The 26,174-nt window shown below is 37.7% G+C and carries 20 protein-coding genes and 3 pseudogenes; 17 read left to right on the top strand and 6 right to left on the bottom strand.

Annotation, left to right across the window (positions count from 1 at the left end; genetic code table 11):
• Positions 1–91: 91 nt before the first annotated feature.
• From ACT4_RS13080 to ACT4_RS13030, 11 genes and pseudogenes are all read left to right on the top strand, one after another.
• Positions 92–1,108 (top strand): aspartate carbamoyltransferase catalytic subunit, encoded by a 1,017-nt coding sequence (locus tag ACT4_RS13080; protein WP_007482834.1) that lies wholly within the window; start codon positions 92–94, stop codon positions 1,106–1,108.
• Positions 1,109–1,120: 12 nt separating this feature from the next.
• Positions 1,121–2,353, top strand: coding sequence for a dihydroorotase (locus ACT4_RS13075; RefSeq protein WP_007482833.1), 1,233 nt, complete (start codon positions 1,121–1,123; stop codon positions 2,351–2,353).
• 198 nt (positions 2,354–2,551) lie between these two features.
• On the top strand, positions 2,552–3,169 hold the full coding sequence (locus ACT4_RS13070; RefSeq protein WP_007482831.1) for a hypothetical protein: 618 nt from the start codon (positions 2,552–2,554) through the stop codon (positions 3,167–3,169).
• 144 nt (positions 3,170–3,313) lie between these two features.
• The gene (locus ACT4_RS13065) at positions 3,314–4,096 is read left to right on the top strand and encodes a Rossmann-like and DUF2520 domain-containing protein (RefSeq protein ID WP_007482829.1); all 783 of its coding nucleotides are present in this window, start codon (positions 3,314–3,316) and stop codon (positions 4,094–4,096) included.
• A 79-nt stretch (positions 4,097–4,175) separates the two neighbouring features.
• The gene (locus ACT4_RS13060) at positions 4,176–6,788 is read left to right on the top strand and encodes a type VI secretion system Vgr family protein (RefSeq protein WP_007482827.1); all 2,613 of its coding nucleotides are present in this window, start codon (positions 4,176–4,178) and stop codon (positions 6,786–6,788) included.
• A gap of 1 nt (position 6,789) precedes the next feature.
• A pseudogene (locus ACT4_RS13055) lies at positions 6,790–7,697 on the top strand (hypothetical protein).
• A 1-nt stretch (position 7,698) separates the two neighbouring features.
• Positions 7,699–10,452: a T6SS effector BTH_I2691 family protein gene (locus ACT4_RS13050; protein WP_007482823.1), complete on the top strand. Its 2,754-nt coding sequence runs from the start codon at positions 7,699–7,701 to the stop codon at positions 10,450–10,452.
• 10 nt (positions 10,453–10,462) lie between these two features.
• Positions 10,463–11,209: a putative type VI secretion system effector gene (locus tag ACT4_RS13045; protein ID WP_139023483.1), complete on the top strand. Its 747-nt coding sequence runs from the start codon at positions 10,463–10,465 to the stop codon at positions 11,207–11,209.
• Positions 11,202–11,955 (top strand): annotated as a pseudogene (locus ACT4_RS17690) (putative type VI secretion system effector). Before ACT4_RS13045 ends, ACT4_RS17690 begins: the two are co-directional and overlap by 8 nt.
• Positions 11,948–12,704: pseudogene (locus ACT4_RS13035) on the top strand (putative type VI secretion system effector). The pseudogenes ACT4_RS17690 and ACT4_RS13035 overlap by 8 nt, the downstream one beginning before the upstream one ends.
• Positions 12,705–12,738: 34 nt before the next feature.
• Positions 12,739–13,512, top strand: a complete 774-nt coding sequence (locus ACT4_RS13030) for a putative type VI secretion system effector (RefSeq protein WP_007482812.1) — start codon at positions 12,739–12,741, stop codon at positions 13,510–13,512.
• A 66-nt stretch (positions 13,513–13,578) separates the two neighbouring features.
• Here ACT4_RS13030 and trmB read toward each other — a convergent pair whose 3' ends face one another.
• Positions 13,579–14,295 (bottom strand): tRNA (guanosine(46)-N7)-methyltransferase TrmB, encoded by a 717-nt coding sequence (gene trmB, locus ACT4_RS13025; RefSeq protein WP_007482809.1) that lies wholly within the window; start codon positions 14,293–14,295, stop codon positions 13,579–13,581.
• Between the two features lie 184 nt (positions 14,296–14,479).
• Here trmB and ACT4_RS13020 point away from each other — a divergent pair, with 184 nt between their 5' ends.
• Positions 14,480–16,918 (top strand): ExeM/NucH family extracellular endonuclease, encoded by a 2,439-nt coding sequence (locus tag ACT4_RS13020; protein ID WP_007482807.1) that lies wholly within the window; start codon positions 14,480–14,482, stop codon positions 16,916–16,918.
• 213 nt (positions 16,919–17,131) lie between these two features.
• Positions 17,132–17,743, top strand: a complete 612-nt coding sequence (locus tag ACT4_RS13015) for a glutathione binding-like protein (RefSeq protein ID WP_007482805.1) — start codon at positions 17,132–17,134, stop codon at positions 17,741–17,743.
• 60 nt (positions 17,744–17,803) lie between these two features.
• Here ACT4_RS13015 and ACT4_RS13010 read toward each other — a convergent pair whose 3' ends face one another.
• Positions 17,804–18,148 (bottom strand): hypothetical protein, encoded by a 345-nt coding sequence (locus tag ACT4_RS13010; protein WP_004880170.1) that lies wholly within the window; start codon positions 18,146–18,148, stop codon positions 17,804–17,806.
• 161 nt (positions 18,149–18,309) lie between these two features.
• Positions 18,310–19,875: an alkyl hydroperoxide reductase subunit F gene (gene ahpF, locus ACT4_RS13005; protein WP_007482802.1), complete on the bottom strand. Its 1,566-nt coding sequence runs from the start codon at positions 19,873–19,875 to the stop codon at positions 18,310–18,312.
• A 232-nt stretch (positions 19,876–20,107) separates the two neighbouring features.
• On the opposite strand from ahpF, the gene ACT4_RS13000 reads away from it, so the two are divergent.
• Together ACT4_RS13000 and ACT4_RS12995 are read left to right on the top strand one after the other, a co-directional pair.
• Positions 20,108–20,326, top strand: coding sequence for a DUF1653 domain-containing protein (locus ACT4_RS13000; protein WP_004880168.1), 219 nt, complete (start codon positions 20,108–20,110; stop codon positions 20,324–20,326).
• Positions 20,327–20,365: 39 nt separating this feature from the next.
• A complete protein-coding gene (locus ACT4_RS12995) occupies positions 20,366–20,953 on the top strand; it encodes an O-methyltransferase (RefSeq protein ID WP_007482800.1) in 588 nt (195 codons plus the stop codon).
• Here the strand turns inward: ACT4_RS12995 and ACT4_RS12990 are convergent.
• The gene (locus ACT4_RS12990) at positions 20,946–21,977 is read right to left on the bottom strand and encodes an AraC family transcriptional regulator (protein WP_007482799.1); all 1,032 of its coding nucleotides are present in this window, start codon (positions 21,975–21,977) and stop codon (positions 20,946–20,948) included. The two genes, ACT4_RS12995 and ACT4_RS12990, sit on opposite strands and share 8 nt — an antisense overlap.
• Before the next feature lie 122 nt (positions 21,978–22,099).
• On the opposite strand from ACT4_RS12990, the gene ACT4_RS12985 reads away from it, so the two are divergent.
• Positions 22,100–23,296: an alkane 1-monooxygenase gene (locus ACT4_RS12985; RefSeq protein WP_007482798.1), complete on the top strand. Its 1,197-nt coding sequence runs from the start codon at positions 22,100–22,102 to the stop codon at positions 23,294–23,296.
• Positions 23,297–23,312: 16 nt separating this feature from the next.
• On the opposite strand, the gene ACT4_RS12980 is transcribed toward ACT4_RS12985, so the two are convergent.
• Both ACT4_RS12980 and ahpC read right to left on the bottom strand, forming a co-directional pair.
• Complete coding sequence (locus ACT4_RS12980; RefSeq protein ID WP_004880161.1) at positions 23,313–23,546, bottom strand: KTSC domain-containing protein; 234 nt, start codon at positions 23,544–23,546, stop codon at positions 23,313–23,315.
• Between the two features lie 253 nt (positions 23,547–23,799).
• On the bottom strand, positions 23,800–24,363 hold the full coding sequence (ahpC, locus tag ACT4_RS12975; protein ID WP_004880160.1) for an alkyl hydroperoxide reductase subunit C: 564 nt from the start codon (positions 24,361–24,363) through the stop codon (positions 23,800–23,802).
• Between the two features lie 590 nt (positions 24,364–24,953).
• Here ahpC and ACT4_RS12970 point away from each other — a divergent pair.
• The gene (locus tag ACT4_RS12970; RefSeq protein ID WP_007482796.1) at positions 24,954–26,114 is read left to right on the top strand and encodes a sterol desaturase family protein; all 1,161 of its coding nucleotides are present in this window, start codon (positions 24,954–24,956) and stop codon (positions 26,112–26,114) included.
• Positions 26,115–26,174 lie beyond the last annotated feature (60 nt).

Below are 26,174 nucleotides of genomic sequence, written 5' to 3'. Positions count from 1 at the left end.
CTAGAGATTTTACTTAAGTGCTGAAAAGTTCAACTGCGCATGAAATCCAAAATCTGTATAATACGTTAACTTAACGTGTCAGGAATCTCTTATGCACTTGGCGGCATTGCATACTTTGAGTCAGATTCAACTCAATCAACAAGGAAATCTCAAGCACTTTTTAACTATTGAAGGCCTTTCCAAAGAAAGCCTCACTAAGATTTTAGATACAGCGCAAAGCTTCTTAGATGAAAATAATAATTTGATCAACCGTCCTTTATTAGAAGGACTCACGGTGATGAATCTTTTCTTTGAAAATTCAACTCGTACACGTACAACTTTTGAGGCAGCGGCAAAACGTTTGTCAGCAAATGTCTTAAATATTGATATTGCACGTTCAAGTACATCGAAAGGTGAAACGTTACGAGATACGCTTTGGAATTTAGAAGCGATGGCTGCGGATATTTTTGTGGTTCGTCATTCATCTTCTGGGGCAGCACATTTTATTGCCAAAGATGTTTGTCCTAAGGTCGCAATCATTAATGCAGGCGATGGTCGACATGCACACCCGACTCAAGCCATGTTAGATATGTTGACCATTCGTCGTGAAACCAACAAGCCATTTGAACAACTTTCTGTGGCAATTATTGGTGATATCAAACACTCGCGCGTTGCACGTTCAAACGTGGCGGCATTGCAAACACTCGGTTGCAAAGATATTCGCGTGATTGCACCGAACACGTTATTACCAGTTGGCTTCAATGAATATGGTGAGCACGTTCGTCTATTTAACAAAATGGATGAGGGTGTGACGGATTGTGACGTGATCATCGCGCTACGTATTCAGAATGAACGTATTGATTCTCCAGCACTATCTTCACAATCTGAATTTTACAAGATGTATGGTTTAAATAAAGAACGACTCGCTTTAGCTAAACCTGATTGTATTGTGATGCATCCTGGACCAATGAATCGCGGTGTGGAAATTGATTCAAGTGTTGCTGATGGTAATCAATCTGTGATTCTTAGACAGGTGACCAATGGTATTGCTGTACGTATGGCAGTACTGGCATTAGCAATGCAAGGACAGCTCCAAGAGCAAGGTTTAATTGAAGCGATTTCACTATAAAGGGTAGATCACATGAGTATTGTAAAAATTGAAAATGTCCGTGTGCTCGATCCGATTGAGAAGACTGATCAAGTGAAAACGGTTTATCTTGAAAATGGCAAGTTGATCAATGCTGTCGATCAAGTTGATGAAACGATTGATGGTCAAGATAAATGGTTAATGCCGACAATGGTCGATCTATGTGCACGTCTGCGTGAACCTGGCCAGCAACAACACGGAACCTTAAAGTCAGAAGGTAAAGCGGCACTCGCAAATGGTATTTTGCATGTCATAACACCACCCGATTCCAAGCCAATTGTTCAAGATAATGGTGCGCTTATTCATGGCTTAATTGAAAAAGCAAAACTGGATGGTGGTATTTATTTACAAATCATTGGTGCACAAACCCAAGGTTTAAATGGAAAACAACCTGCAAACATGGCGGGTTTAAAGAAGGGTGGTTGTACGGCTGTTTCAAATGCTAATGCTGCTTTTGAAAATGATGATGTTGTGATTCGTACATTAGAGTACGCAGCAGGTTTGGGTTTAACCGTAGTTTTCTATGCAGAAGAGCCACAAATTGCCAAAGATGGTTGTGCGCATGAGGGCTTTATTGCCTCACGTCAAGGTTTGCCAATGATTCCAGCAATTGCTGAAACAGTGGCAATTGCGAAGTATCTTTTAATGATTGAAGCAACCGGTGTGAAAGCACATTTTGGTTTGTTGTCTTGTGGTGCTTCTGTTGAGTTGATCCGCGCTGCAAAAAATAAAGGCTTACCTGTGACTGCTGATGTCGCAATGCATCAACTGCATTTAACCGAAGAGTTAACAGATGGCTTCAATTCACTTGCACATGTTCGTCCGCCATTACGCTCAATTCAAGATAAAGAGTTATTGCGTGAAGGTGTAAAAGACGGTGTGATTGATGCGATTTGTACACATCATGAACCATTAAGCAGTTCTGCAAAGATGGCACCTTTTGCTGAGACCCAATCTGGAATTACAGCTTTTGATACTTATGTTGGTTTAGGTATCCAGCTTATTCAAGAAGGTGTTTTTGAACCTTTAGAATGGGTTGAAAAAGTTACCTCTACTCCAGCAGCAGTTGCGAATATGACAGCACGCTGGCAGCAAGAATCTGGTTGGGTTTTAGTTGATCCTACGCTGACATGGATAGTTTCTAAAGACACGATTATTTCTCAAGGTAAAAATACACCATTACTCGGTCAGCAACTGACTGGTAAAGTGCTTAGTACCTTTGTATAAGCTCGTTTGGAACTAGGCAGAATAAGACTTATCGGCTTATTCTGCTTTGTAAACCAAAATATGAATATTGTATTCATATGATATAAAAAACGAATAAAAACAAGATAATTAGCTACAATAAGAAAAACTTTGGAAGCTTTGAAACAATAATTAAATAAGCGGTCTAAATGAAAAATTATATTTATTGGAGCGATTACCATGTCGACAAATCCGATGGAATTGTTAAAGAAAAAAGTGACTTCCGAGCTTATTCAAGAGCAAGATGGTTTATCTAACGAAAAAAGTGCGTTGCTTTCTAAGTTTTATCCCATATTTTTATCTATCTTAACGGCTAAACCTGAATTTATTCAGAAGCTAAAAGAAATTATTATGCCTTCATTATCAGATTTACTTGGTCATAATGAGCAAATTAAAACGGTATTTTTAGCTAATATCTCAACAGCCAAACTTATTCCATTTGAAACTGAACAAATTATTAATAAAGCAATTCCAAAATGTTTAACAGCATTAACAAACGAAGCAGGGAATGATAGCGCTAGTATTTTGAAATATCTGAAGCAACATAAAGATTCTATTCAGTCGCTATTACCTACTTGGGTAATGAGTTTGTTAATACCAGTTGGCTTGATCTTAAATCAACAAAATTTGAACACTGAATCAAATCATTCATCTGTTAACTTCGGTCGCAAGATAGGTATTTTTCCAATCATTGGCTTTTTGATTCTAGGTCTATTAATTGTGTGGTTGTGGCAGTCTTGTCACCATCAGCAGCTCGAAGTTCCTGTAGATGATTTGGATGCATCTGTTGCTCAATAAGTATTTTGAACTTGGTGGAGGAAGTCTTTTGATTAAATTGGGAAATGTTGTATTCAATGTATAAATTATAAAAGCACAAATTGATTCATCCGTTTTTTATTGGCATGCTTAGCTTTGTGCAAATAAAGATTCTAGATTGAGATGATGCGAATTACATTGATTGGTACTGGACGTGTGGCAAACCATTTGGCTTTAGTTTTAGCAAAAAAGCATAGAATTGTTCAAGTTTTTAGTCGTGATAAGCAAAACGCACAAAACTTAGCAGATCGAGTAAATGCAGAAGCAATCAATCAAATAGAGCAGTTAAATCGCCAGACTGATTTAGTCATCATTGCTGTAAGTGATCAAGCAATTTCTGAGTTAATTAAGAACGTGTCTCAATATGTTCCAGATAGCCTAATTGTTCATACCTCTGGCAGTACGAGTTTATCAGTCCTTACTGAATCACATCTTCGAGCAGGTGTATTTTATCCATTACAAACATTCAGTTTTGAGCGAGAAGTCAACTGGTCAGATACACCTTTATTTGTTGAGGCAACCAACACACAAGATCTAAACGTATTAACTGAATTAGCAAATGAATTAAGTGATTGTGTTTATCAATATAGTTCTAAGCAGCGCCAAACATTGCATTTAGCTGCTGTGTTTGCTTGTAACTTTAGTAATTATTGTTATGACATGGCCAAACAAATTGTAGATGCCGAAAGCGTTGATTTTAATTTGTTATTCCCTTTGATTATGGAAACAGCAAATAAAGCAACGCAGAATGATCCTCAAAAAATGCAGACTGGGCCAGCAATGCGTGGTGATCAAAATATATTAAGTAAGCATCGTAATCTATTAATAAATGCGCATCGTGCTGATTTAGAAAATATTTATAAAATAATGAGTGATGGAATTTATGAAAGACAAAACAAACCTTTTTAACGATAATTATACAAAATAGACAAATTAGTCTATTTTGTATAATATGCGCGAAATTTAAGTCAATATTAAATAACAAGAGATGTTGAATAATATATTTCGCGCATTAGATCAATTAGGCATCACCCCACAAAAACGTGCCATCCATATTCAATTTTCTAATCCCATATTAAATGCTCAGGTCTTTTTACAACGTATAGATGGGCAACATGAAATCAATCAAGGCATTCGTGCAGAACTGATTTGCTTATCCACTGATGCTACGATTCCATTAAAACAATTCATTGGTAGCCAAGTTGCGGTTGACCAAGTCACCGATTCAGGACAATTGTTTCGCACTACAGGTATTATTATTCAAGCCCTACAAGGCCAATCCGACGGTAGTTTAAGCCTCTATAAACTCACACTTGAAGACCCCACCACACTTTGGAAAAAACGCCGCAATAGCCGAGTGTTTATGAATAAAACTGTGGTTAATGTTATCGAGATTGTCTTTAAAGAATGGCAACAAAAAAGCCCACTCTTTGCTGCGAGCCTAAGCCTTGATTTAAGCGGACTTAGTCAGAACTATGATGCCCGTCCCTTTATCATGCAACACAACGAAACGGACTATGAGTTCTTAACTCGACTACTACGTAGTGAAGGCATCAACTGGCTGATTGATGAAGCACAACTGATCGTACCGAACAGCAGTGCAGCGATTCAACCGCAAAAACTCCGTCTGATTGATGACAATAGCCAATATCAGGCGTTAGCACGTCGCCAGATTCGATACCATCGCAGTAGTGCCACAGAACAATACGACAGTATGACCAGTTTGATAGGACAACGCTCACTGCAACCCAACAGTGTACATATCCAACGCTGGCAAGCTGATGCACTGGAACAAGAACAGGGTGCAGGTAGCGTTCAAAGTACCCATCAACATAGTGCACACTACGACAATGCCAGCCTCGGCTTAGAAGATGCATGGCACTTTAGCCCAGCTTGGATGCAAGACCTCAATGGAGAAGATGGAGCAACTGCATCAGGCAACTCACAAATCGAAAAGCTGAACCAAAACTTAGGCCACTATCACGACCTACAATCCAAATACTTCACCGCTCAAAGTACGGTACGAGATACACAAGTCGGCTACTGGTTTCAACTCATCGAACACCCTGAAATAGACCAACACAGTGGATCAGACCAAGAATTTCTGATTACAGGCAAAAGCTACTATAACCAAAACAACCTTCCCAAAGACTTGAATCAGCAAATTAACCAATTGCTACAACAAAGCCATTGGCAAAATGCCAATACCCAAACCAATACAGAAGAACGCCAAGCCAATACACTGACCTTACAACGTCGTAGTATCAAAATAGTCCCAGAGTATCACCCACAGCAACACCGACCATCAGTACACCCACAACGCGCCAAAGTAGTGAGTCCAAGTGGAGAAGAAATCCATGTGGATGAATGGGGGCGCATAAAAGTCCGCTTTCTGTTCACAAGAAATGAAGACCATGAACATGATGGAGGCGCAGGCACCAATGACAACGACACCGATTCAGCTTGGGTCGATGTTCTGACGCCTTGGGCAGGAGAAGGCTATGGCGCACGCTTTCTCCCCCGCATTGATGAAATCGTGGTAATCGACTTCTTTGATGGCAACATTGACCGACCGTTTGTGGTGGGACGCATTCATGAAGCACAACGCAGCCCGACCAAGTTCGACAATGCAGGCAAGCTCCCAGACACTAAGAAACTGGCAGGGATCAAGTCCAAGGAATATCAAGGTGAAGGTTTTAACCAATTGCGCTTTGATGACACTACAGGACAGATCAGTGCCCAACTGCAAAGCAGTCATGCCGCCAGTCAACTCAATCTAGGTAAACTCAGCTATCCCAAAGACCAAGCAGAGAGTGAAGACCGTGGAGAGGGATTTGAACTGCGCACTGACCAATGGGGTGCAGTACGAGCAGGTGAAGGCTTACTCATCACAACTCATGCCCAAGCACAAGCTGAAGGCGAGCACCTTGATGCCCAACCAGCCAAGCAACAGCTCGAAGGTAACCAAGCTAATGCCAAAGCGCTGAGTGAAGTTGCCAAGAATCAGCAAACTGATGAAATTGAATCGTTGGATCAGCTAAAAGCTTTTGCTGATGAGATTGAAGCTGATATTGCTAAGTTTAACAAGGCGATGCTGTTATTGAGTTCGCCAGCAGGCATTGGTCTAAGTACCAATGAAGATATTCATTTATCAGCTGATGGACAAATCAACCAGTTTGCAGGCGACAGTATTAATCTAAGTACGCAAAAGAATCTGGTGGCGCATGTCAGTGGTAAAGTCAGCCTGTTTGCCGCGCAAGGTGGGATTAAACAAGTCGCAGCCAAAGGTAAGTTTGAGGTTCAAGCTCAAGGGGATGGCATGGATTTACTTGCGAAGCAAGGTATTCAGATTATTTCGACAGAAGACAGAATTGAAATCACCAGTCCGAAAGAGATTGTGATTACTGCGGGAGGTTCTCAGATCAAGTTGGATGGCTCAGGTATTTTCCCGACCACAGGTGGTAAGTTTGAGGTCAAGGCGGGGCAACATTTGTTTATGGGTGCCGCATCGGTGAGTGTACCAGCAATTGATTTACCAGACTGTTCTGCGAAGCAGGCTGATGCGGCAAAAAATGGTTCAGCAAAAGTGATATTAGACTAGAATGAAGTTTTTACTGCCAAAAGAAGAGATAGTTTCTGAAAATTTAAGTGAATTAATCGCTGATTTGTTTGAACAAAATGGTCATGTCACTTTTTTATGTGATGAAACTTTATTAAGTGGTTTTTTTGATGAGTTTGTTGATGAGTTAACAGATTATGAATTAGAGCCAATAGAGATTGCAGCTTCTAAAAAGAATATTCATCCAGCTCTTTTCTTTATAAAGATAAAAGTAAAAGAAGATTTACAACATTCATTGGCTTTTATCATTCAAACCTTACTTATGAATTTAGATCAAAATGAGGACGGCTATTTTATTCATGGATTTGGAAAAGTTAATGATCTAAAAAACAAAGTTCAATTTTTTAAAAAACTTGTTATTGCGAAAGATACAAAGAGTAAATTTATTTTTCGGTGGTATGACCCTCGTGTATTGGTTTATTTACCTGCAATTATTGATAAAAAAATTGAACGAATTGAAGCATTTTTAGAGGATTGGCATTTTGTTTTTTTAATGGTTTGTATGAAGTGAAAACTCAGGAAAAAAGGGCACTTTTTCCACTTACTTTTACAAATGACGAGTCAGCAAAACTAGATTTAATTGAGCTATCGAATACAGTGATCAAGCAATCTCTTATATATGATGAGCAATTATCGATTCGTCAGGATGAGATATTAGAATCACTTCATCAAGCGATAAGGCAATATGGAATTTTACATGTAACTGATCTGATCGCTTATGGGATGTATTCCGTTATTTTGCATAAAGATTTTATGAGAAGTTCGCGAGTATCTTCAATAATTAGTCATTATTGGATTGAGAGATTGGAAGCAAACTCTTTTACAACAGCGATGGACTATTTAGAAGAAAATCAATATTCACAAGTTACACAAGAATGTGAAGAGGGCTAGCATGACTAATGATAAACCAACTTTCGCAAATAATATAAAAAAGTTTGGGACAGTTGACCAGCAACAGAAAAAACTAACCCAGACTTTAGGTGTCAGCCCAAATCCGAGCAAAATTAGCCAACAAGCTGCTGCATCCACAACTCAGAATAATAAAATTCCAGTGACTCAGGTCGCCAAAAAGGAATGCACTAACTTTTGTCGACCGACGGGTATCAATATATTACCGCTTAAGTATTCGGTGGCGCGTTTGGGTGTGAAGCCATTACCTGCACAGTTAGGTGCAAATGTCACTAATGTTGCACTTAAGGAGTATAAATATACAGTTCGAATGATTGACTCGGGGTATATTTATTTATTGATCAAAAGAAAGTCTGGAAAGAAAGAGTGGGTTGCCTACATTACCAATAAAAAAGGATTTCATCAGGAGTTTCCTATAGGTAGTAAAGCGCCTCTTGTGGCTCAGGATTTTGCTTGTAATAAAGCAGGGCATAGTGCTAATGCCTCTTTAATTACGATTCCTTCAGTAAATAATGATGATGCCCAGACGGTCTATTTACTGCATGCTCATGCACCACTCAGTCAAAAAATGAGAGCGCAGTTTGAAAAAAATGCTGATCAATATGCAACTTCAGGTTATTGGCAAAAAATAGATGTAGCAAAAGGAGCTACTCAGCAACATTGTCTTTCTGGTGCCCAATTAACTACGATAGCGATGGCATTAGATAGTTATGGTTCTGCTCGATGGGGGGCAATAAACAAGAAATTTAGTGAGAAGCCGAAAGAGCATATTGGTGTTGCCTTATATGATCCGATTGGAATCACCTCTAAGTTAAATGAAGATCGTAATATATTAAGTTTTCAGGGAATTGATAGCTTTTTAAAAGAAGATAAAGATGGTTTTAGCAATGAACATAAGCTTCAGACCATGACTTTAATTGATAATATGAAGCAAAACTTGGTTGCAAATTCCATTCAAGCAAAGTTCAAAATTATTGATTCAAATGAACAGCAAAGGAAGAGAATTACAGATCCTTATCTCCAAGCAGCGATTCAAAGAGCTGAACGTATGGGCGATAAAAAAGGACTCGAGAATCTAAAGAATGTCGAAAAAAATGCGCCTGCAAAAGCTGCAGCTGAACTTGGGAAACAGAGAGCAGAGGCTATTAAAAAAGCAACTGTAGATGGCAATAATGCATGGAAAAAATACCAAGCACAGTTAGATATGAATGGCTTGGAGAAGTTCCGTAAGGACGTGGATAAAAAATCAGAAGAGAGTTACGCTGCTGCAGCTCGGTATGTAGATGATCATTATAACTGGCTGGTTTCTTCTAATCTTTTAAAAGGTCTATTCTATTTTGACCAAAGTGAAGAATTGAAACAGGGGAAAACACCGAAAGAAAGCAATGGTTTTATTTTCCATGCAGTCATTATGGACTTAATGTATGGCATGAATTTATTGCAAAAAGGGAAAGATTTACTGAATAAATGGATATGTGAAAAAAAGGTTTCAGATAAAAACTTATTCCTGAGAGCATATTGTTTTAACAATAAACGGTTAATAGATGAATATGCCAAGATTTTTGAAAGTCCAAGTTCAACAAAAGATTTGCTGGATTATAGTAAACAGAGTTTTGGTGTGTTTACCGCAGCCGATGCAGCCTTTGATAGTTGGTTAGGCAGTATTGAAGGGAAAAAGTTTATTTCAGCACAAAACTTTAAGTTACCAGAGAAGCTACTCTACTGGATGTCTTTGATGTTGAATACTGCTCTAAAAGAGTTTGGTGATATCCGCTTAAAAACTTTACATATTAGTCAAATTACGGTTATGGCGACGCAAGGTGCACAACGTCATACGGCTCAATTGCTTTATTTAAGATCAGGGAACTTAGCTCAACAGGTTCCGTTGATGCGCTTGATGTATAACCTGGAGTTTAGAGCCGCTGCAATTGCAGCTTTACCGCAAACTGGTACGACGTATACCTACCGTAACACCAGAGCAGTGGAAATTAAAAACTCGGTATCCCTTGCAGTTAAAGGACAACCTGATATTACCAAAAACCGAATACTTGCTATCGTAGGTATTTTTGAGTTACTAAATTTTTACTTCCAATATGATGCGTGGAAGTCTGATATTAAAGATAAGCCAGAGCTATCCGTACAATTGGTGGGTTCGATGTTCTCGGTATCTGCTGTTGCATTTGATATGTTAGGTGAGAGTTGGGGGCGTAAGACTGCGGCAGGTGCAGCAGCTTCTGCAGCGGCTTTTAGATTGACTGCTGGAAGTCTTGGTACCTTAGGTGGAGTAACTGGTTTATATGTAGATTCAAAAACCTTAAAAGAGACAAACTCAGTTGTTATCCAAACAATGTTATTTACTAGAATTTTGATCAACTTAGGCTTATCAATTGGACAGGCAGGCGTATTAGCTAGTGCCATTTTACAATATAGTAAAAATGCAGTAATTAAAAGAGTTTTAACTAAATTCACAGCGAATGCTCTAGTTGCATTTTTAATGGGTGCCCGAGTGATTGCTGGATTAAATTTATTAACATTAGGCTTAATTAGTGCAGAAATTTTACTTAAAAAATATGTTTTGGATGATGCAATGGAAGACTGGTGTCAGAAAACCGCATTTAAGTTAGCATCTGATCCTAAAAAAGAGTCTATATTTAAATCTACATCTAGGAATGAGAAGAAATTCAAAACTGCAGATGAAGAATATGAAGAGTTTATGAAAGCGATAGTGAGCGTTTAAAATGTATGAGATGTTAAAATTTGAAGGTCGCATTCAAAGATTAGAGATTTATGATGACTCTTTAAGTGCATTTGGAAAATCAGGTGATGCCCAAATTGCAGCTTCAGCAATTCTAAGTGGTGTAGCAGAAAGTGTTTCATTGTCTGCACAGACGGTATTTCTCGCTTCACGTAGTCGTTTACATGTTAAGACAGTGGTTATGGAAATAGCTGGTAAAGTTTGTATTGGCCAATTTCATAGTGGGTTGTTTGAACAGAATGAATATGTCATTTGTGTCGTAAGACGACTAGAAAACAACTTATACGAGCTTTATTCAGTATTGAGCCCTAAAACAGGCTTACTTCATATGCAGGTTGGGATGGGAGCTTCTGTTAAAGCTCATCAGACTTCTATAGCTAAAGGTAGAAATGTCTGGTACGCGATAACAATTTTTTTGGGATCTTTAATTTATTTTTGGGCAAGAGGTTTTAATCAGGTTGATATATTAATTTTTTTAGGAGTGGCTATTTTATTTTATTTTATTTTATTTTTTATTATTAAAAGTGCTTCAAATTCATTAAAACATTTTTCAGAAAAGTCAGAACAGATTTTTGCTTTATATGGATTTAAAGACCCTCAAGAAGTTTTCTTATTACCAAGTCGCTATCTAAGTGAAAAAGATCACTTATTGCTTGAGTCTGTATATGAATATAGAAAAATTATTGAAAGTGATCCATACCCAGAAAGCTATATAGAGCAAAAAGAACGGAATGTATGATTTACTAAAAATCGAAGGTCGCATTCATAGGTTAGAGATTTATGATGACTCTTTAAGTGCATTTGGAAAGTCTGGTGATGCTCAAATTGCAGCTTCAGCAATTCTAAGCGGTGTAGCAGAAAGTGTTTCACTCTCAGCACAAACTGTTTTTTTAGCTTCAAAAAGCCGTTTACATGTGCAATCTATTGTTATGGAAATAGATGAGAAAGTTTGTATAGGTCAATTCCATCGTGCTTTATTAAAAGAAAATGAGTATGTAATTTGTATAGCAAAAAAACTTGAAAATAATTTGTATGAACTGTATTCAGTATTAAGCCCGAAGACAGGCCTGTTGCATATGCAGGTGAGGATGGGGGAGTCAGTAGAAAAAAATAAAAAGGGTCTCAAAAAGGAAGGGTTAATATATTATGGAGTGGTATTTTTTTATTTTCCATAATTTTTTTATGGGCAACTGGTATTAATAGTGAGAATTTATTTTTTGGTTAATTATATCGGTTTTTGGATATATAGTTATAAATTATGTTGTTAAAAAAGCTGGAGAATCATTAATATATTTGTGTGAAAAATCTGAAAAAGTTTTTAATATTTATGGTTTTTATAATGCTGATGATTTATCTTTGTTGAAATCTCGTTATATCAGTGATGAGTATAAGTTGTTATTGGAGTCAGTTTATGAATACCGCAAGGTCATTGAACAAGATCCATACCCAGAAAGCTATATAGAGCAAAAAGAACGGAATGTATGATTTACTAAAAATCGAAGGTCGCATTCAAAGGTTAGAGGTTTATGATGACTCTTTAAGTGCATTTGGTAAGTCTGGTGATGCTCAAATTGCAGCTTCTGCAATTCTAAGCAGTGTAGCAGAAAGTGTTTCATTGTCCGCACAGACTGTATTTCTCGCATCGCGTAGCCGTTTACATGTCAAGTCAGTTGTTTTGGAAATAGATGAAAAAATTTGCATCGGCCAGTTTCATCGTGCTCTATTCGAACAGGAAGAGTATGTTATTTGCATTGTAAGACGGCTAGAAAACAACTTATATGAGCTTTATTCTGTATTGAGCCCTAAAACAGGTTTGCTTCATATGCAGGTTGGGATGGGAGCCTCACCTAAACCTCATAATATTTCAGTTATGAAAGGTGGGTTAGTTTGGTATTCTATAACCATAATCATAACAAGTTTTATTGTTTTATTAGCTCGTGGAATAAATTTAAATACATTATTAATTTTAGCCTTTGTATTTATTTTATTCTACTTCATTTTATTTTTTATTATTAAAAAATTCTTCAAATTCATTAAAGCATTTGTCAGAAAAATCAGAGCAGATTTTTTCTTTATATGGATTTAAAGATCCTCAAGAGATTTTTTTATTACCAAGTCGCTACATGAGTGAAAAAGATCATTTGTTGCTTGAAGCAGTATTTGAGTACCGTAAGGTCATTAAAGAAGATCCATACTCAGACAGTTATATAGAGCAAAAAGAACGGAATGTATAACTAGCTAAAATTAAGGTTATTTAAGGTAAATCATTTGAAACTAAACTTAAAGCTTGTTCAAGGTCCAATTCACTCTCTAGAGAAAGCCAAGTCCAAAATTCCTGTAAATCAGAATATTAGTGGGATTGCAGCAGGCACCGCTTTTGCAGGTGTACTTGCTGGAAGTAGTTCATTGCTTACAAGCTCGCCTATTTTATTAATGGCTGGAAAAGCAAAAGATGGTATAACTTTTATTGGTGAAATAGAGGGGTGTCCTTTGCTAGGACAATTTACGACGGTACGTTTTAAAGAAAATGATGAATTGATTGCTGTAATTAATGATATGCCTGTAGATGGACGTTATCAGGTCTATGCCATTATTGATCCTAAATCCGGCTTATTGTATATGATCTATGAAATGGGGCGTTCTGTAAAAATGGGTTATAAAGCGATTATGATGCAGACCTATTATTTTAGTATTGCATCATTTGGCTTGTTTTTAATTGTACTTATATTTAGTTTTATTTTTTCTTTTGATTATTCCGTTGAACGTATATTGTTTTTCTTTCAGGCAATACTTATCGCATTTTTTATTTCAGTTTCATTTTCTGCATTTATAAATTATTTTAGTTTTCGAAAATCTTATGAAATTTTTGGTGAGTTATCCGAACAAATATTCGAAAAATTAAATTTTGAATATCCCAAAGAGCAGGATTTTTATAATGACTTTTTAACTGATGATGGCGTTCAGATTAGTGTAATGAAATATCGTAATAAGTTAAAAGGCCAAGATCCCTATCCAGAAGCTTATTTTGATAAGAAAGCATAGCATTTAGATGCTTAGCAATAAAAAAGCCACTAAAAATGAGTGGCTTCCTTTGATAACTAAATCAGCTTATTTAATTTTCTTAAAGATAAAATCATTAATCTTATGACCAGATTCCAGACCACGACGCTCAAATTTAGTCACTGGACGCCATTCTGGGCGAGGGTAGCTATTGCCTTTACCTGCCAAGTTTTCCATATCTGGACGGTTATCTAGGATATCAAGCATCCACTCTGCATACGGTTCCCAGTCAGTTGCTGAGTGGAAAGTACCACCCAACTCAAGCTTTTGTTCAACCAGTTGCATACGCTCATGAATCACAAAACGACGTTTAAAGTGACGTTTTTTCTGCCACGGATCTGGGAAATAAAGCTGTACACAGTTAATGCTGTTGTCTGGCATCTCACGTAATACTTGGATTGCATCGGCATCCAGTACAAACAAGTTCTTTAAACCTGCCATGCCTGCTTCATAGACACACTGTGCAATACCTGGTACGTGAACTTCGATGCCGACAAAGTTGCGTTCTGGGTTGGCTTTCGCCATTAACACCAAAGAACGACCCATACCAAAACCGATTTCAACAGTTAAAGGGCGTTCAGGATGTTGAAAGTGTTGACGCAAATCACCAACAGGATATTCCAAAATTAAATCACGATAATCTTCTAAAGCAGTACGTTGTGAAGTATTGAGCGGAGCTGAACGACGCATAAACGTCACAATTTCACGGTGCTCAGGCAAATTGTCGAGTTCCGTAATTTGCGTTTCTAACTGATCGTTTGACATGATTCTGGAGATATAAATATAGAAAGGCCGTATTTTAAGTGTTCAGGGGATCAAGTCAAATTTTTAAGGCATTTTATTTAAGAGAAAATTTCTAAAATTGCTTAAAAGTTGTAAAGAAAACTTCATGTGGATGTCACAGTAATTGCATAGCCTATTGTCGATTTGAACATAAAGTAAAAAAGCTATGAAAACATTTAAATTTCACTCGATCGCAATGTGTTTAAGCCTATTAGGTGCATCATCTATATTTTCAGTTGCGCATTCGCAACTCATGTTTAGCCAATATGTAGATGGCAGTAGTAATCGTAAGGGTTTAGAAATCTATAACCCTGACGGAACAACTGTGAATTTGGCTGATTATGAAATCCAACAATTCAACAATGGTGGAACAGCCAAAACTGCAACATTCCAGTTGCAGGGGACTTTAGCGAGCAAGCAAAAATATTTAATTGGTCGTTCTGAATTACAAGCACAGCTTGGCAGTAAGGTAAATCAAGTTGCAGGTTTGTCATTCAATGGTGATGATGCGATTGTCTTGGTTTATCGTGGTACGCCTCTAGATCGTTTTGGTCGTATCGGTGAACGTCCAACTTCAGGTTGGGGGACAACTGCCTATAGTATTGCGAACAGTTTTAAGCGTATTCAAGCAGAAAATCCTGTTTTGAGTGTTGATCCAACAAGTCCTTTTGATTTAGATCAATCTTGGCAAGCTTGGACTGATCGCAATGATTTCTCAAATTTAACTGGATCAACGACGACACCACCAACGACAGAAACTGTTTCATGTAGCAGTAGCGATACGCCAATTGCAGATTTAGCTCAAGCAACACAAAATCAAACTTATACGATTCGAGGCATCATTACCGCGGATTATCGTTATAGCAATGGTTTCTCAGGTTTTTATGTTCAAACTGCAGATAGCAAAGCTAAGGCAAATGTGAGCAATGCGATTTTTGTATATATCCCAGCGAGCAGTGCGATAAAAGGTGGGCAAGTAGGTGAAGAAGTGATCTTAAAAGGTCGTCTCACCAGTTATCAAAATCAATTACAAATTGATCAACTACAACAAGATATTCAAACCTGTAATCTGAATATGGCTGATCAAGTACAACCACTGGCAATCAATCTCCCATTTTCAAGTTTAAGTGATAGTTCAGAAAATTCAGCAAAACGCTATCAAGGGATGTTGGTTAAACTTCCTCAAACGTTAACAGTCAGTGAAAATTATAATTTTGGTCGTTATGGCGAGTTATCGTTGAGTTTAGGGCGTTTATTTATTCCAACTAATCTCTATCCAGCATTATCAAATGAAGCAAAAGCGTTAGCACAACAAAACTTACTTTCAAAAATCATTTTTGATGATGGTTATAACAATCAGAATAGAACGCCTTGGTTGCCACAAAACTTTAGTGCATTGAATACATTACGTTCAGGCTATCAACTTAAAAATGCTGAAGGGATTTTAGAATATCGTTTTAATAACTGGCGTGTACAGCCCGTGGTTGGACGTAATTTGCCAGAGTTGGTTGCAAATACCAATCCACGTCAAACAATTGCAGCAAAACAAAGCCAATATATCCGTGCAGCTGCTTTCAATGTCTTGAATTATGACAATGGTAAAAATGGTTTCCCAACTGAGCGCGGTGCGACAAGCCAAGCTGAGTTTGATAAGCAGCACCGTAAAATTGTAAGTGCGCTAAAAACAATTGATGCTGATGTTTATGGACTCATGGAAATTGCAAACAATGGTTATGGTAGCGATAGTGCAGTCGCTTATTTAACGAAAGCATTGGGCAATGATTGGAAGTATGTCACTCCTGAGGGACAAGATAAATTAGGTACTGACGTGATTGCAGTCGCGATTATCTATAACAGTAAACGTGTTAAACCCGTCAATAAAGCAGCAGTGCTAGATTTAGGCGATAAAAACCGTAGCACAATCGCACAATCTTTCCAGCCAGTTCAAGGTGGGAAAATTTTTACAGTGATTCCGAATCACTTAAAATCAAAAGGCTGTTCAGGCGTTGATACAACATCTTTGGATGCAGATCAAAATGATGGACAAGGTTGTTGGAATCCTACACGTGTGAAAGCAGTTGAACAATTAACACAATGGATTGCTAAGAATCCAACCCAAGTTAAAAACCCGAACATTTTGCTGCTCGGAGACATGAATAGCTATGCCAAAGAAGATCCAATTTTGACCTTTGAAAAAGCAAATTATAAAGTTCTGTTAAACGACGTAAAAGTGGGAGAGGGTGCAAACGCCTATAGCTATGTATTCGGTGTTTCAAGTAATGCAGAAGGTTATGGTGGTGCAGGCAACCTTGATCATGCGATTGCAGATTCTGAACTGTACAAACGTGTTGTCAAAGCTTTTGCTTGGCATATCAATGCCGACGAGCCAACAGTCCTTGATTACAACGAAGAATATAAGACAAAGGAGCAAAAGGAACTATTCTACTCTGCTGATCCATATCGTTCATCTGACCATGACCCCGTGATCGTGGATTTGGATATGAAAGGTTCTGCTACGCAGCCTGATCAGCATCCTAAGAATATCATTTCAGAGTTCTTGAACGCTTTATTCTCATGGTTAAGCCAATTATTTGGTCGAGCATAAAAAATGAAATCCGTGACATTGAGTAATCTGTTCTTTCATATTTTAATCAATCGTCACGGAATATAACTTGCAAGGCAGAAAAAAATTCATTAATAGTAAGTGTGTAGATATTTTTAGCTTTAAAGTTATTTTAAATGTGAGTCTATATCTGTCTCTCGGGTTTCGTTTGAATGTTCAAGAGCATAAATAGTTATTAGAAAACAAGGATTAGATATGAAGTTGTATTATTCACCAGGCGCATGTTCTTTAGCAGCACATATTATCTTAAATGAAATAAACGTAGATTTTGATTTAGAAAAAGTTGACTTAAAGACTCATAAAACTTCAAAAGGTTCAGATTATTATGAGATTAATCCAAAAGGTTACGTGCCTGCTCTAGAGATTAATCCGGGTTTGATTTTGACTGAAAACGTTGCGATTTTACCATTTCTTGCTCAGCATGATCCTAAACAGGATCTTATCCCGCCATCTGGAATGGGGCGTGCTAAAGTTCTAGAGTGGTTAGGTTATTTAAATTCTGAATTGCACGATGCTTATGCGGTGTTCTTTGGTGGTCATTTAACTGATGATGAGAAAACTAAAGCTTATGCTGAGGTAGATCGTTTATTGAAATATATTGATAATCATCTGGCTGAGTCTGAATATGATTATTTAGTTGACGATAACTTTGGGCCAGCGGATGCTTACTTGTTTGTGTTAACGAATTGGTCAAATCATATTGAGCATGACCTTATGCCATATATCAACATCATTGCATTACGTAATAAAGTTGCTGAGCGTCAGTCTGTTCAAATTGCAATGCGTGACGAAGGTTTATTAGCTTAATCTAATACGCCATTAAAAAAGCCTCTGTTTCCAGAGGCTTTTTTAATGATCAACAATAAATTATTGTTGAGCTTTTTCTTTAACATCAGCAGCAGTAGATTCTACTGCACCAGCTACGTCAGCAGTTGCATCACGTGCAGCAGCTTCAGTTTTAGCAGCAGCTTCAGCTGTGGCGTGAGCTGTGTGATCAGCAGCAGCATCGATTTGATCAGCAGCATTGTCCGCAGCAGTTGCGATGTTGTCAGTTGCAGTAGCAGTCGCGTTTTGGATATCAGCGCTTGCTTGTTCTGCAGCATTTTCTAAGTGCTCACCCGTAGTTGCACCAGTTTCAGGCGCTTTATCTTTATTACAGCCCACAAGCGCAACAGTAGCAGCGAGACCAAATGCAACAAGTAATTTATTCATTTTCATATTTCCTTTTCGTTGTGGCATCCAACAAGTATGGATAGCGAAAATATAAACATAAAAACGTTGACGAATAAAGTTGAAAATTTGTTGATAACTTGTAAAAACACGCACTTACATCTAGAAATGTAAATGCGTGCACATGTTTTTTGAGTGTTCTGTTATGAACCTGAACGAATCATGTAATCAAAAGCAGAGAGAGAGGCCTTCGCACCTTCACCTGTCGCGATGATAATTTGTTTGTAAGGTACAGTCGTACAGTCTCCTGCCGCAAACACACCTTTAACATTGGTTTCGTTACGATCATTGATCACGATCTCACCACGATTGCTGAGTTCAACCGCACTGTTCTTCAAGAAATCTGTATTTGGTAATAAACCAATTTGTACAAAAATTCCTGCAAGTTCTACAGTATGTTCAACATCTGTGGCACGGTCTTTATATTTCAATGCTGTGACTTGCGAACCATCACCCACCACTTCTGTGCTTAAAGCATTCATGATCACTGTAGTGTTTGGTAAGCTATTTAACTTATCTTGCAAGACTTGGTCTGCACGAAGTTTGGTATCAAACTCAACCAAAGTCACATGCTCAACAATCCCAGCTAGGTCAATCGCAGCTTCAACACCAGAGTTACCGCCACCAATCACAGCAACACGTTTGCCTTTGAATAATGGACCATCACAGTGTGGGCAGTACGCCACACCACGAGTACGGTATTCTGCTTCACCTGGTACATTCATTTCTCTCCAACGTGCGCCTGTTGATAGAATGATGGTTTTTGATTCAAGCTTAGCACCATTCTCAAGTTCAACTTCAACCAAACCATTGGCTGTTTGATCTGCACCAGTGATTTTGCTGACGCGTTGCAAGTTCATGATGTCTACGCCATATTCACGTACATGCGCTTCCATATCTTGCGCAAACTTCGGACCAACCGTTTTTTGAACCGTGGTAAAGTTTTCAATATCCATGGTATCCATCACCTGACCACCAAAGCGCTCAGCAACGATACCTGTTTTGATGCCCTTACGTGCTGCATAGATCGCCGCTGTACCACCCGCAGGACCACCACCAATCACCAATACATCAAATGCATCCTTGGCATTGATTGCAGCAGCATCTTTCTCAGCAGAATTGCTATCTAATTTAGCCACGATTTCTTCCAAGGTCATACGACCTTGACCGATATGCTGATTGTCTTGGAATACCATTGGCACTGCCAAAATTTTGCGTTCTTCCACTTCGTCTTGGAAGAAAGCACCATCAATCATGGTCGCAGTGGTGTTTGGATTATTAATCGCAATCAGGTTTAAAGCTTGCACCACATCTGGACAGTTATGACAGCTTAACGATACAAAGACATCAAAGTTTGCAGTTAAGTTTAAGCCTTTGATTTGAGCTAAAACCTCGTCAGAGACTTTTGGCGCATAACCAGACACTTGTAATAATGCCAAGATCAAAGAAGTAAACTCATGTCCCATTGGTAAGCCAGCAAAGAACACACGTGGTTGTTCACCTGCTTTAGCTACACCAAAACTAGGACGGCGAGCGTTTGAACCATCAAAACGCGCCGTAACTTGATCAGAAAGTTCAGCAATCTCAGTTACCAGTTCTTTGATTTTTTCTGCTTTGTCAGATTCATCTAAAGCAGCAACCAACTCGATTGGACTTTCTAAACGTTCTAAGTAAGCTTTTAATTGAGTTTTAATATTTTGATCTAACATGTATTTCTCCAAATGCTAAGACTTTAAAATCTGCTAAATTCATTCAATGAAGCTATAGTACGCAAAAGCGTTAAATAGGTAAAACAGTATGTTTTTATGAGTTTAATCGGTTTTTTGGATTTATATGGCAATCGATAAATTTATGATCATTTGTGTGTATAAAAATTTGATTAGATTGAAAGTTGTTATATAACTGCAATCATTTCATGGCATAAATTTAAGGGTAAACAACATGGCACTACAGCGTGGAATCTATCAACATTACAAAGGGCAGCTTTATCAAGTTTTCAATGTGGCTCGACACAGCGAAACTGAAGAAGAGTTAGTTGTATATCAGTGCTTATATAGTGATTATTCAATGTGGGTACGTCCATTAACCATGTTTACAGAAACCGTTCAGCTTGAAGATGGACAGACTGTTCCTCGTTTTAAGTTAATTCAAACGACCTAGATTCAGTGTTTTAAATAAGAGCATCATGGAGAGTCAGATATGACCAGCACAGTATTTTTACAACGTATTGCTGATTTATATGATGAGTTTAAACAACATGATGCTCGGCAATCAGACCGTCTTAGACGCTATCGCAACATTGAGGCTGAATCGGCGAAGCTGCTTGGAATGTTAGTGCGTACTCAGCATTCACAACATATTTTAGAAATCGGAACATCGACAGGTTATTCAACCTTATGGTTGGCTGAAGCAGCAAAATCTGTCTCGGCAAAAGTTCAAACCTTAGAAATAAATGCATTTCGCAGTGCACAAGCTAAAAAATATGCCGAAGAATTTGGCTTAGAAGCATATATTGATTTTTGGGTGGGTGATGCCGCTGACTATTTGACAGAAAGTGTTGAGCAGTTTGATTTAATTTTGTTGGATGCGGAACGCGGTAGCTATGTGAGCTACTGGCATGATTTAAAAAGACTATTAAAGCCCACAGGCGGCACGCTCATCATTGATAATGTGATTTCACATACTGCTGAGGTTAAACCTTTACTTGAGTTGATTAAACAAGACGAAAAATTTATGAGCACTATTTTACCCGTGGGTGCTGGGTTATGTATGGTCGTGGTTAAGTAGCCTTTCTTTCTTGCGATTTTAAACGGTAAGCTTGAGGACTACAGTCCATCACTTTGTTGAATGCACGCGTGAAATTAGCAGGATTGGTATAACCTAACTCATAAGCAATATGCGTAATCGTGTAGTTTGAGTTTGCAAGTAAATCAATCGCTCTTTCTGTACTAATTTGCTGTTTCAAAGTTTGGAACTCCACACCTTGTTGTTGTAAATAACGCTGTAAGGTTTTGGTGGAAATATTCAGAACCTTCGCACATTCAGTCAGAGTCGGTACTTGATTGGCTTGACGAAGCATCATGCTTATCCATTCTACAATTTCACCTTGATGATAAATTTTTTGTAGTTGTTCCTGACAACGTTGCTCGACCACTTTCAAGCTGTGCGCATCGGCGAGGGGCAAGGGCAGAGCCAATTGCTGTCGATCAATAATGACACGGATACCTGTAAGCCATGTGTAGTTAAAATGGAAATGTGCTTTGACTAAATGTAGATAACGTTCTTGGTAAATCGGCTCGGGAATATTCAAGTAAATTTGATAGCGTTGTAATTGTTGTCCAGCCAGCTCAAACAGACTGTAATAAAACGCCACAGCAATCGCTTCAGTATGAAAATCAAGACATTGTTTATTCATTTGTAAGATGGGTTCAAACAATAATTCAATCTTTTGAGGGTCTGTCGCTGAATGTATAGAAAGTTTGAAACTCGGCATGATTAAACGGAAATACTGTGCGATTAAGCGTAAAGCATGTTCTAAGTTAGGGCTGGTCATTAGTGCATAGCCGACCAAGCTATGCGAACTCAGCTTGAGATTTTTCCCAAGTTCAAAGGCTAAGTCTTTGGTATTCGGTAGGCTTAACCCCATTGCAATAAACTGTTCAATTTGTTGAATAGACAAAAGCTCAGTTTGAGATAATTCATCTCTAAAAGCACAAAGGAATTGGTTATCATACTGATTTGTATTGATTAAAATTTCAATCAAACGTAGATAGTAACGTGCTGGGATAACGGGTATCTGCTGCTTTTGCACAATATAAACTCAGTAAAGTCTTAAAATGATAATATCAAGTCTTAAAATGATAATATATAGTCATCTGAAAAGACCAAAATAAACTCAAGCAAAACATAGTGTGTTTGATTGAGGAAATTCTAATGAATATGCTAACTGAACTGGATGTAGAACAAGTAACAACACCCTTTAAAGATAAAAAGCGTCATTTATGGTTATTAGGATTGGCAGTACCAGCAATTGCGATGAGCGGTTTAGCGGGTTATCAGTTTGGTCCAAAGAAAACTAAGAAATTCTTTGCATCTTTTGGCCCAATGTTTTTACACGGTGTGATTCCTGCGCTAGATAAACTGATCGGTGAAGACACAGAAAATCCACCAATTAGTGCCATCGCTGATTTAGAAGCTGATCCTTATTATGCACGTATTGTAAAACTATATATCCCGTTGCAATATGCTGCCAACCTATATGGAACATATCTTGCGAGTCGCAAAGGAACTTCACTGGCTGACCAAGTTTTATTAGGAACAACGATTGGAATGGTAAATGGTATTGCAATCAATACTGCGCATGAGTTGAGCCATAAGACTGGAAAATTAGAACAATATTTATCACATTTAGCATTAGCACCTTCAGGCTATAACCATTTCCGTATTGAGCATCCTTATGGTCATCATCGCCGCGTAGCGACACCTGAAGATCCAGCATCATCACAGTTAGGTGAAACCTTTTGGAAATTCTTACCACGTACTGTCATAGGTAGCTTTAAGTCCGCGATTGAAATTGAAAAGAAACGTCTAGAACGTAAAAAATTACCATTCTTCTGCATGGAAAATGAGCTTATTCGTGGCTGGGCAATGTCTGCTATTTATCACGCAGGAATGTTGACTAGATTTGGCGCGCGTTCATTACCTTTCCAAGTCACACAAGCTGCTTATGCGATAACCTTGTTTGAATCGGTCAATTATATCGAACACTATGGTTTAAAACGTCAGAAAAAAGCCAATGGGCATTATGAGCGCACTTTGCCCGAGCATAGCTGGAATAATAATAACGTTGTAACGAATTTATTTTTATATCAGTTGCAGCGTCATTCAGACCATCATGCAAATCCAACACGTAGTTTCCAAACGTTGAGACACTTTGAAGATGCGCCACAGTTGCCAGCAGGTTATGGTGCACTAATTCTGCCAGCCTTTATCCCTTCTTGGTGGTCGAAAATTATGGATGATCGAGTCGTTGAGCATTATAAAGGTGATCTGCAACGAATTAATATTCATCCAGAAGCCAAAGAGCAGATATTAGAAAAGTATGCAACAGATCAGATTGAAGCTGCGTAAATGAATAAAAACAGCCCTATAGAAGGGCTGTTTTTTGCTGAGTAGTTGATATACACAGTCGTTTAAAATGAAGATCAAACTCAAGGTATTTATGCACAAATGCAGCTTTGTCTGTAGAACGAAGCAAATTGTCATAAATAAACTCTGGAACAGGGTGGTATAGCTCTCCTGAGCCATTGTTATAAAATATTTTTAGATAACGAGAAGAAACATCGTATTTCCAAGAGGTTACAACTACAGCTTTGTCCATATATTTACCCCCATCTGAGTTTGATCACTAACTACATATTAAGAACTCTTTTATTTCATAATTTGACAGTACTCCAACTTTTAGAGGCTGACAATTAATAAATGAATTTAGCTATAAATTTATAAGTATAAGAATTGTAAAAAATTTGCTATGAAATAGACGACGAAAAAAGCATTGATTAGTAAAAATATCAGACAAAAAAGAAGCCACTCTAAAAAAAGTGGCTTATTTGGAAATTGGTTAATCTAAGTGATTAGATTTTACCAACTAAGTCGATAGATGGAGCAAGAGTCGCTTCACCTTCTTTCCATTTAGCTGGGCATACTTCACCTGGGTGAGCGTGAACGTATTGAGCAGCTTTTACTTTGCGAAGAAGTTCAGATGCGTCACGGCCGATACCACCAGCGTTGATTTCAACGATTTGGATTTTGCCTTCTGGATCGATCACGAAAGTACCACGGTCAGCAAGACCAGCAGCTTCGATTAATACTTCGAAGTTTTTAGAAAGAGTCCAAGTTGGATCGCCGATTAATGGGTATTGGATTTTACCAATTACGTCAGAAGTGTCATGCCAAGCTTTGTGCGTGAAGTGAGTGTCAGTAGAAACACCGTAGATTTCAACGCCTAATTTTTGGAATTCAGCGTAGTTGTCAGCAAGGTCGCCTAACTCAGTTGGACATACGAAAGTGAAGTCAGCTGGATAGAAGAATACAACAGACCATTTACCTTTAAGATCAGCTTCAGTTACGTCAACAAATTGACCGTTGTGGTATGCAGTCGCTTTAAATGGTTTAACTTCAGTATTAATTAAGCTCATCATTGTCTCCATGATTGAGGTTTTATTGAGAGGCTAGTGCCTTACTTGTTTACGAAAGCAAGAATAAATAATTTTTAGTTATTGGGGAAATAGTATTTTTACATGACTAAAATCGGAAAATTGAATAACTCAATAAAGTTCGACTTTCACCCAAGGATATTTCACTATTTGACTTCATCGAGATGAAGCAAAAATGACAAAACATCCGAAAACTAACTCGCATAACAACATGCAGCCTGCGCCATTAAAATTCAAGGGTAAAATTGAAAAAATATAAAAATAGATAAAAAACCGAGATATACTATTAAAAATTCTGCGATATATGTTGTTAAGAGATGACGGCTAATAGATTGTGATGATTGCAATAACTTCTGTTCAATTATTTTGATTGTTTAGTTGAATGAGTTTCGCATAAGTCATTTTGGTCGCATTTGAATCGCCTTGTTATTTTTTAATCATATACATCATTAGATGTTTATCTTAGAATAAATTTAAATCATTGAAATGATGAATAGTATTTATCATCAGTGAAATAATAAGGTGATGAGCGAATAAATATATCTCGCATAAATAGTGAATTTATACCAAACATGACTGATCAATTAAGAGAAAAATTCGAAAACTTAGAGCTGAATGCTGGACTTGGAAAAATCAGTGCTTTTATTTCAATGTCACTCGGCCTATTAAGCCTATTTGGAGCACTGTGTTTTCTGTTTCCGACGGTATTGACGATGCCTGAATTACGTCCAGTCTACGTTCAACACTACAAAGTTTTTTATTTTAGTTTAATGCTAGGTATTGTTCTGAGTGTAGGTTTTGGGGCATTTAGCTCAATTATTCGTCAAAATCGTTATGGTTTTTATGGTATTTGTTTTGCACTATTCGCCGCAATATTAGGCTGTGGTCTAATTAAAGCACCGACACTACCTAATTTACCTTTTTACGCTGGGATTGATTATTTCGTTCTTACTTTAGTGATTTTGGCAGTGGTATTTATTCCATTAGAAGGTTTTTTTGCCAAGAATCCAGAGCAGAAGATTTTAAGAGTAGGCTGGGTGACGGATATGAAATATTTCATGTTTAGTCATATTGGGATTCAATTATTTACCTTTCTTACAGTGATGCCAATTCAGTATTGGATTACCCATCTACCGAATAATCCTATCGTGCCTTATGTACAAGCACAACCGATTTGGTTGCAATTCATTGAATTATTGATTGTTGTTGATTTCGTCGTGTATTGGTTGCATCGGGCAATGCACGAAGTTAACTTTTTATGGCGTTTTCATGCGATTCACCATTCAACTGAATATATGGATTGGCTTGCTTCGTCACGATTACATATCGTTGAAGTATTGATGACGCGCTTTATTGCGACTTTACCAATTTTCCTGCTCGGGTTTCATACCTCTGCGGTATTTGCTTATCTAATTTTTATTTCATTCCATGCAATATTTATTCATTCAAATGTGCGTTTTCGTTTTCCTTATTTACGTTGGTTGATTGCGACACCTGAGTTTCATCACTGGCATCATTCTTCAGAAAAACCTGCAATTGATAAAAATTATGCTGCATTTATTCCGCTTTATGATGTCATTTTTAAAAGTGTGTATATGCCAAATCATTTGGCAAGTGTTTATGGAACTGTGGGATATAAAATTCCAAACAGCTTTGTGAAGCAGTTTACTTGGCCATTTAAAAGGTACATCAAACGTTTCCGAGATCGTTTTGGTCGTACACCCAAGCCATAAAAGGGTTAATTGATTTAATTCAATTGCTGTACTTGCTTTGCATAGCAAGGGTTTAAGGCG

The sequence above is a fragment of the Acinetobacter sp. NBRC 100985 genome, assembly GCF_000241225.1.
GTDB lineage: Bacteria > Pseudomonadota > Gammaproteobacteria > Pseudomonadales > Moraxellaceae > Acinetobacter > Acinetobacter venetianus.
This window is presented reverse-complemented; position numbering and strand designations above follow the sequence as displayed.

Excerpts from the sequence above, each read along its gene's own strand:
- ACT4_RS13010 (WP_004880170.1), bottom strand. The coding sequence starts at position 18,148 with ATGAATAAATTACTTGTTGCATTTGGTCTCGCTGCTACTGTTGCGCTT.
- ACT4_RS12995 (WP_007482800.1), top strand. The coding sequence starts at position 20,366 with ATGACCAGCACAGTATTTTTACAACGTATTGCTGATTTATATGATGAG.
- ACT4_RS12980 (WP_004880161.1), bottom strand. The coding sequence starts at position 23,546 with ATGGACAAAGCTGTAGTTGTAACCTCTTGGAAATACGATGTTTCTTCT.
- ACT4_RS13020 (WP_007482807.1), top strand. The coding sequence starts at position 14,480 with ATGAAAACATTTAAATTTCACTCGATCGCAATGTGTTTAAGCCTATTA.
- ACT4_RS13045 (WP_139023483.1), top strand. The coding sequence starts at position 10,463 with ATGTTAAAATTTGAAGGTCGCATTCAAAGATTAGAGATTTATGATGAC.
- ACT4_RS13065 (WP_007482829.1), top strand. The coding sequence starts at position 3,314 with ATGCGAATTACATTGATTGGTACTGGACGTGTGGCAAACCATTTGGCT.
- ahpC (WP_004880160.1), bottom strand. The coding sequence starts at position 24,363 with ATGAGCTTAATTAATACTGAAGTTAAACCATTTAAAGCGACTGCATAC.
- ACT4_RS12970 (WP_007482796.1), top strand. The coding sequence starts at position 24,954 with ATGACTGATCAATTAAGAGAAAAATTCGAAAACTTAGAGCTGAATGCT.
- ACT4_RS13070 (WP_007482831.1), top strand. The coding sequence starts at position 2,552 with ATGTCGACAAATCCGATGGAATTGTTAAAGAAAAAAGTGACTTCCGAG.
- ACT4_RS12985 (WP_007482798.1), top strand. The coding sequence starts at position 22,100 with ATGAATATGCTAACTGAACTGGATGTAGAACAAGTAACAACACCCTTT.
- ACT4_RS13075 (WP_007482833.1), top strand. The coding sequence starts at position 1,121 with ATGAGTATTGTAAAAATTGAAAATGTCCGTGTGCTCGATCCGATTGAG.
- ACT4_RS13080 (WP_007482834.1), top strand. The coding sequence starts at position 92 with ATGCACTTGGCGGCATTGCATACTTTGAGTCAGATTCAACTCAATCAA.
- trmB (WP_007482809.1), bottom strand. The coding sequence starts at position 14,295 with ATGTCAAACGATCAGTTAGAAACGCAAATTACGGAACTCGACAATTTG.
- ACT4_RS13015 (WP_007482805.1), top strand. The coding sequence starts at position 17,132 with ATGAAGTTGTATTATTCACCAGGCGCATGTTCTTTAGCAGCACATATT.
- ACT4_RS13050 (WP_007482823.1), top strand. The coding sequence starts at position 7,699 with ATGACTAATGATAAACCAACTTTCGCAAATAATATAAAAAAGTTTGGG.
- ACT4_RS13000 (WP_004880168.1), top strand. The coding sequence starts at position 20,108 with ATGGCACTACAGCGTGGAATCTATCAACATTACAAAGGGCAGCTTTAT.
- ACT4_RS13060 (WP_007482827.1), top strand. The coding sequence starts at position 4,176 with ATGTTGAATAATATATTTCGCGCATTAGATCAATTAGGCATCACCCCA.
- ahpF (WP_007482802.1), bottom strand. The coding sequence starts at position 19,875 with ATGTTAGATCAAAATATTAAAACTCAATTAAAAGCTTACTTAGAACGT.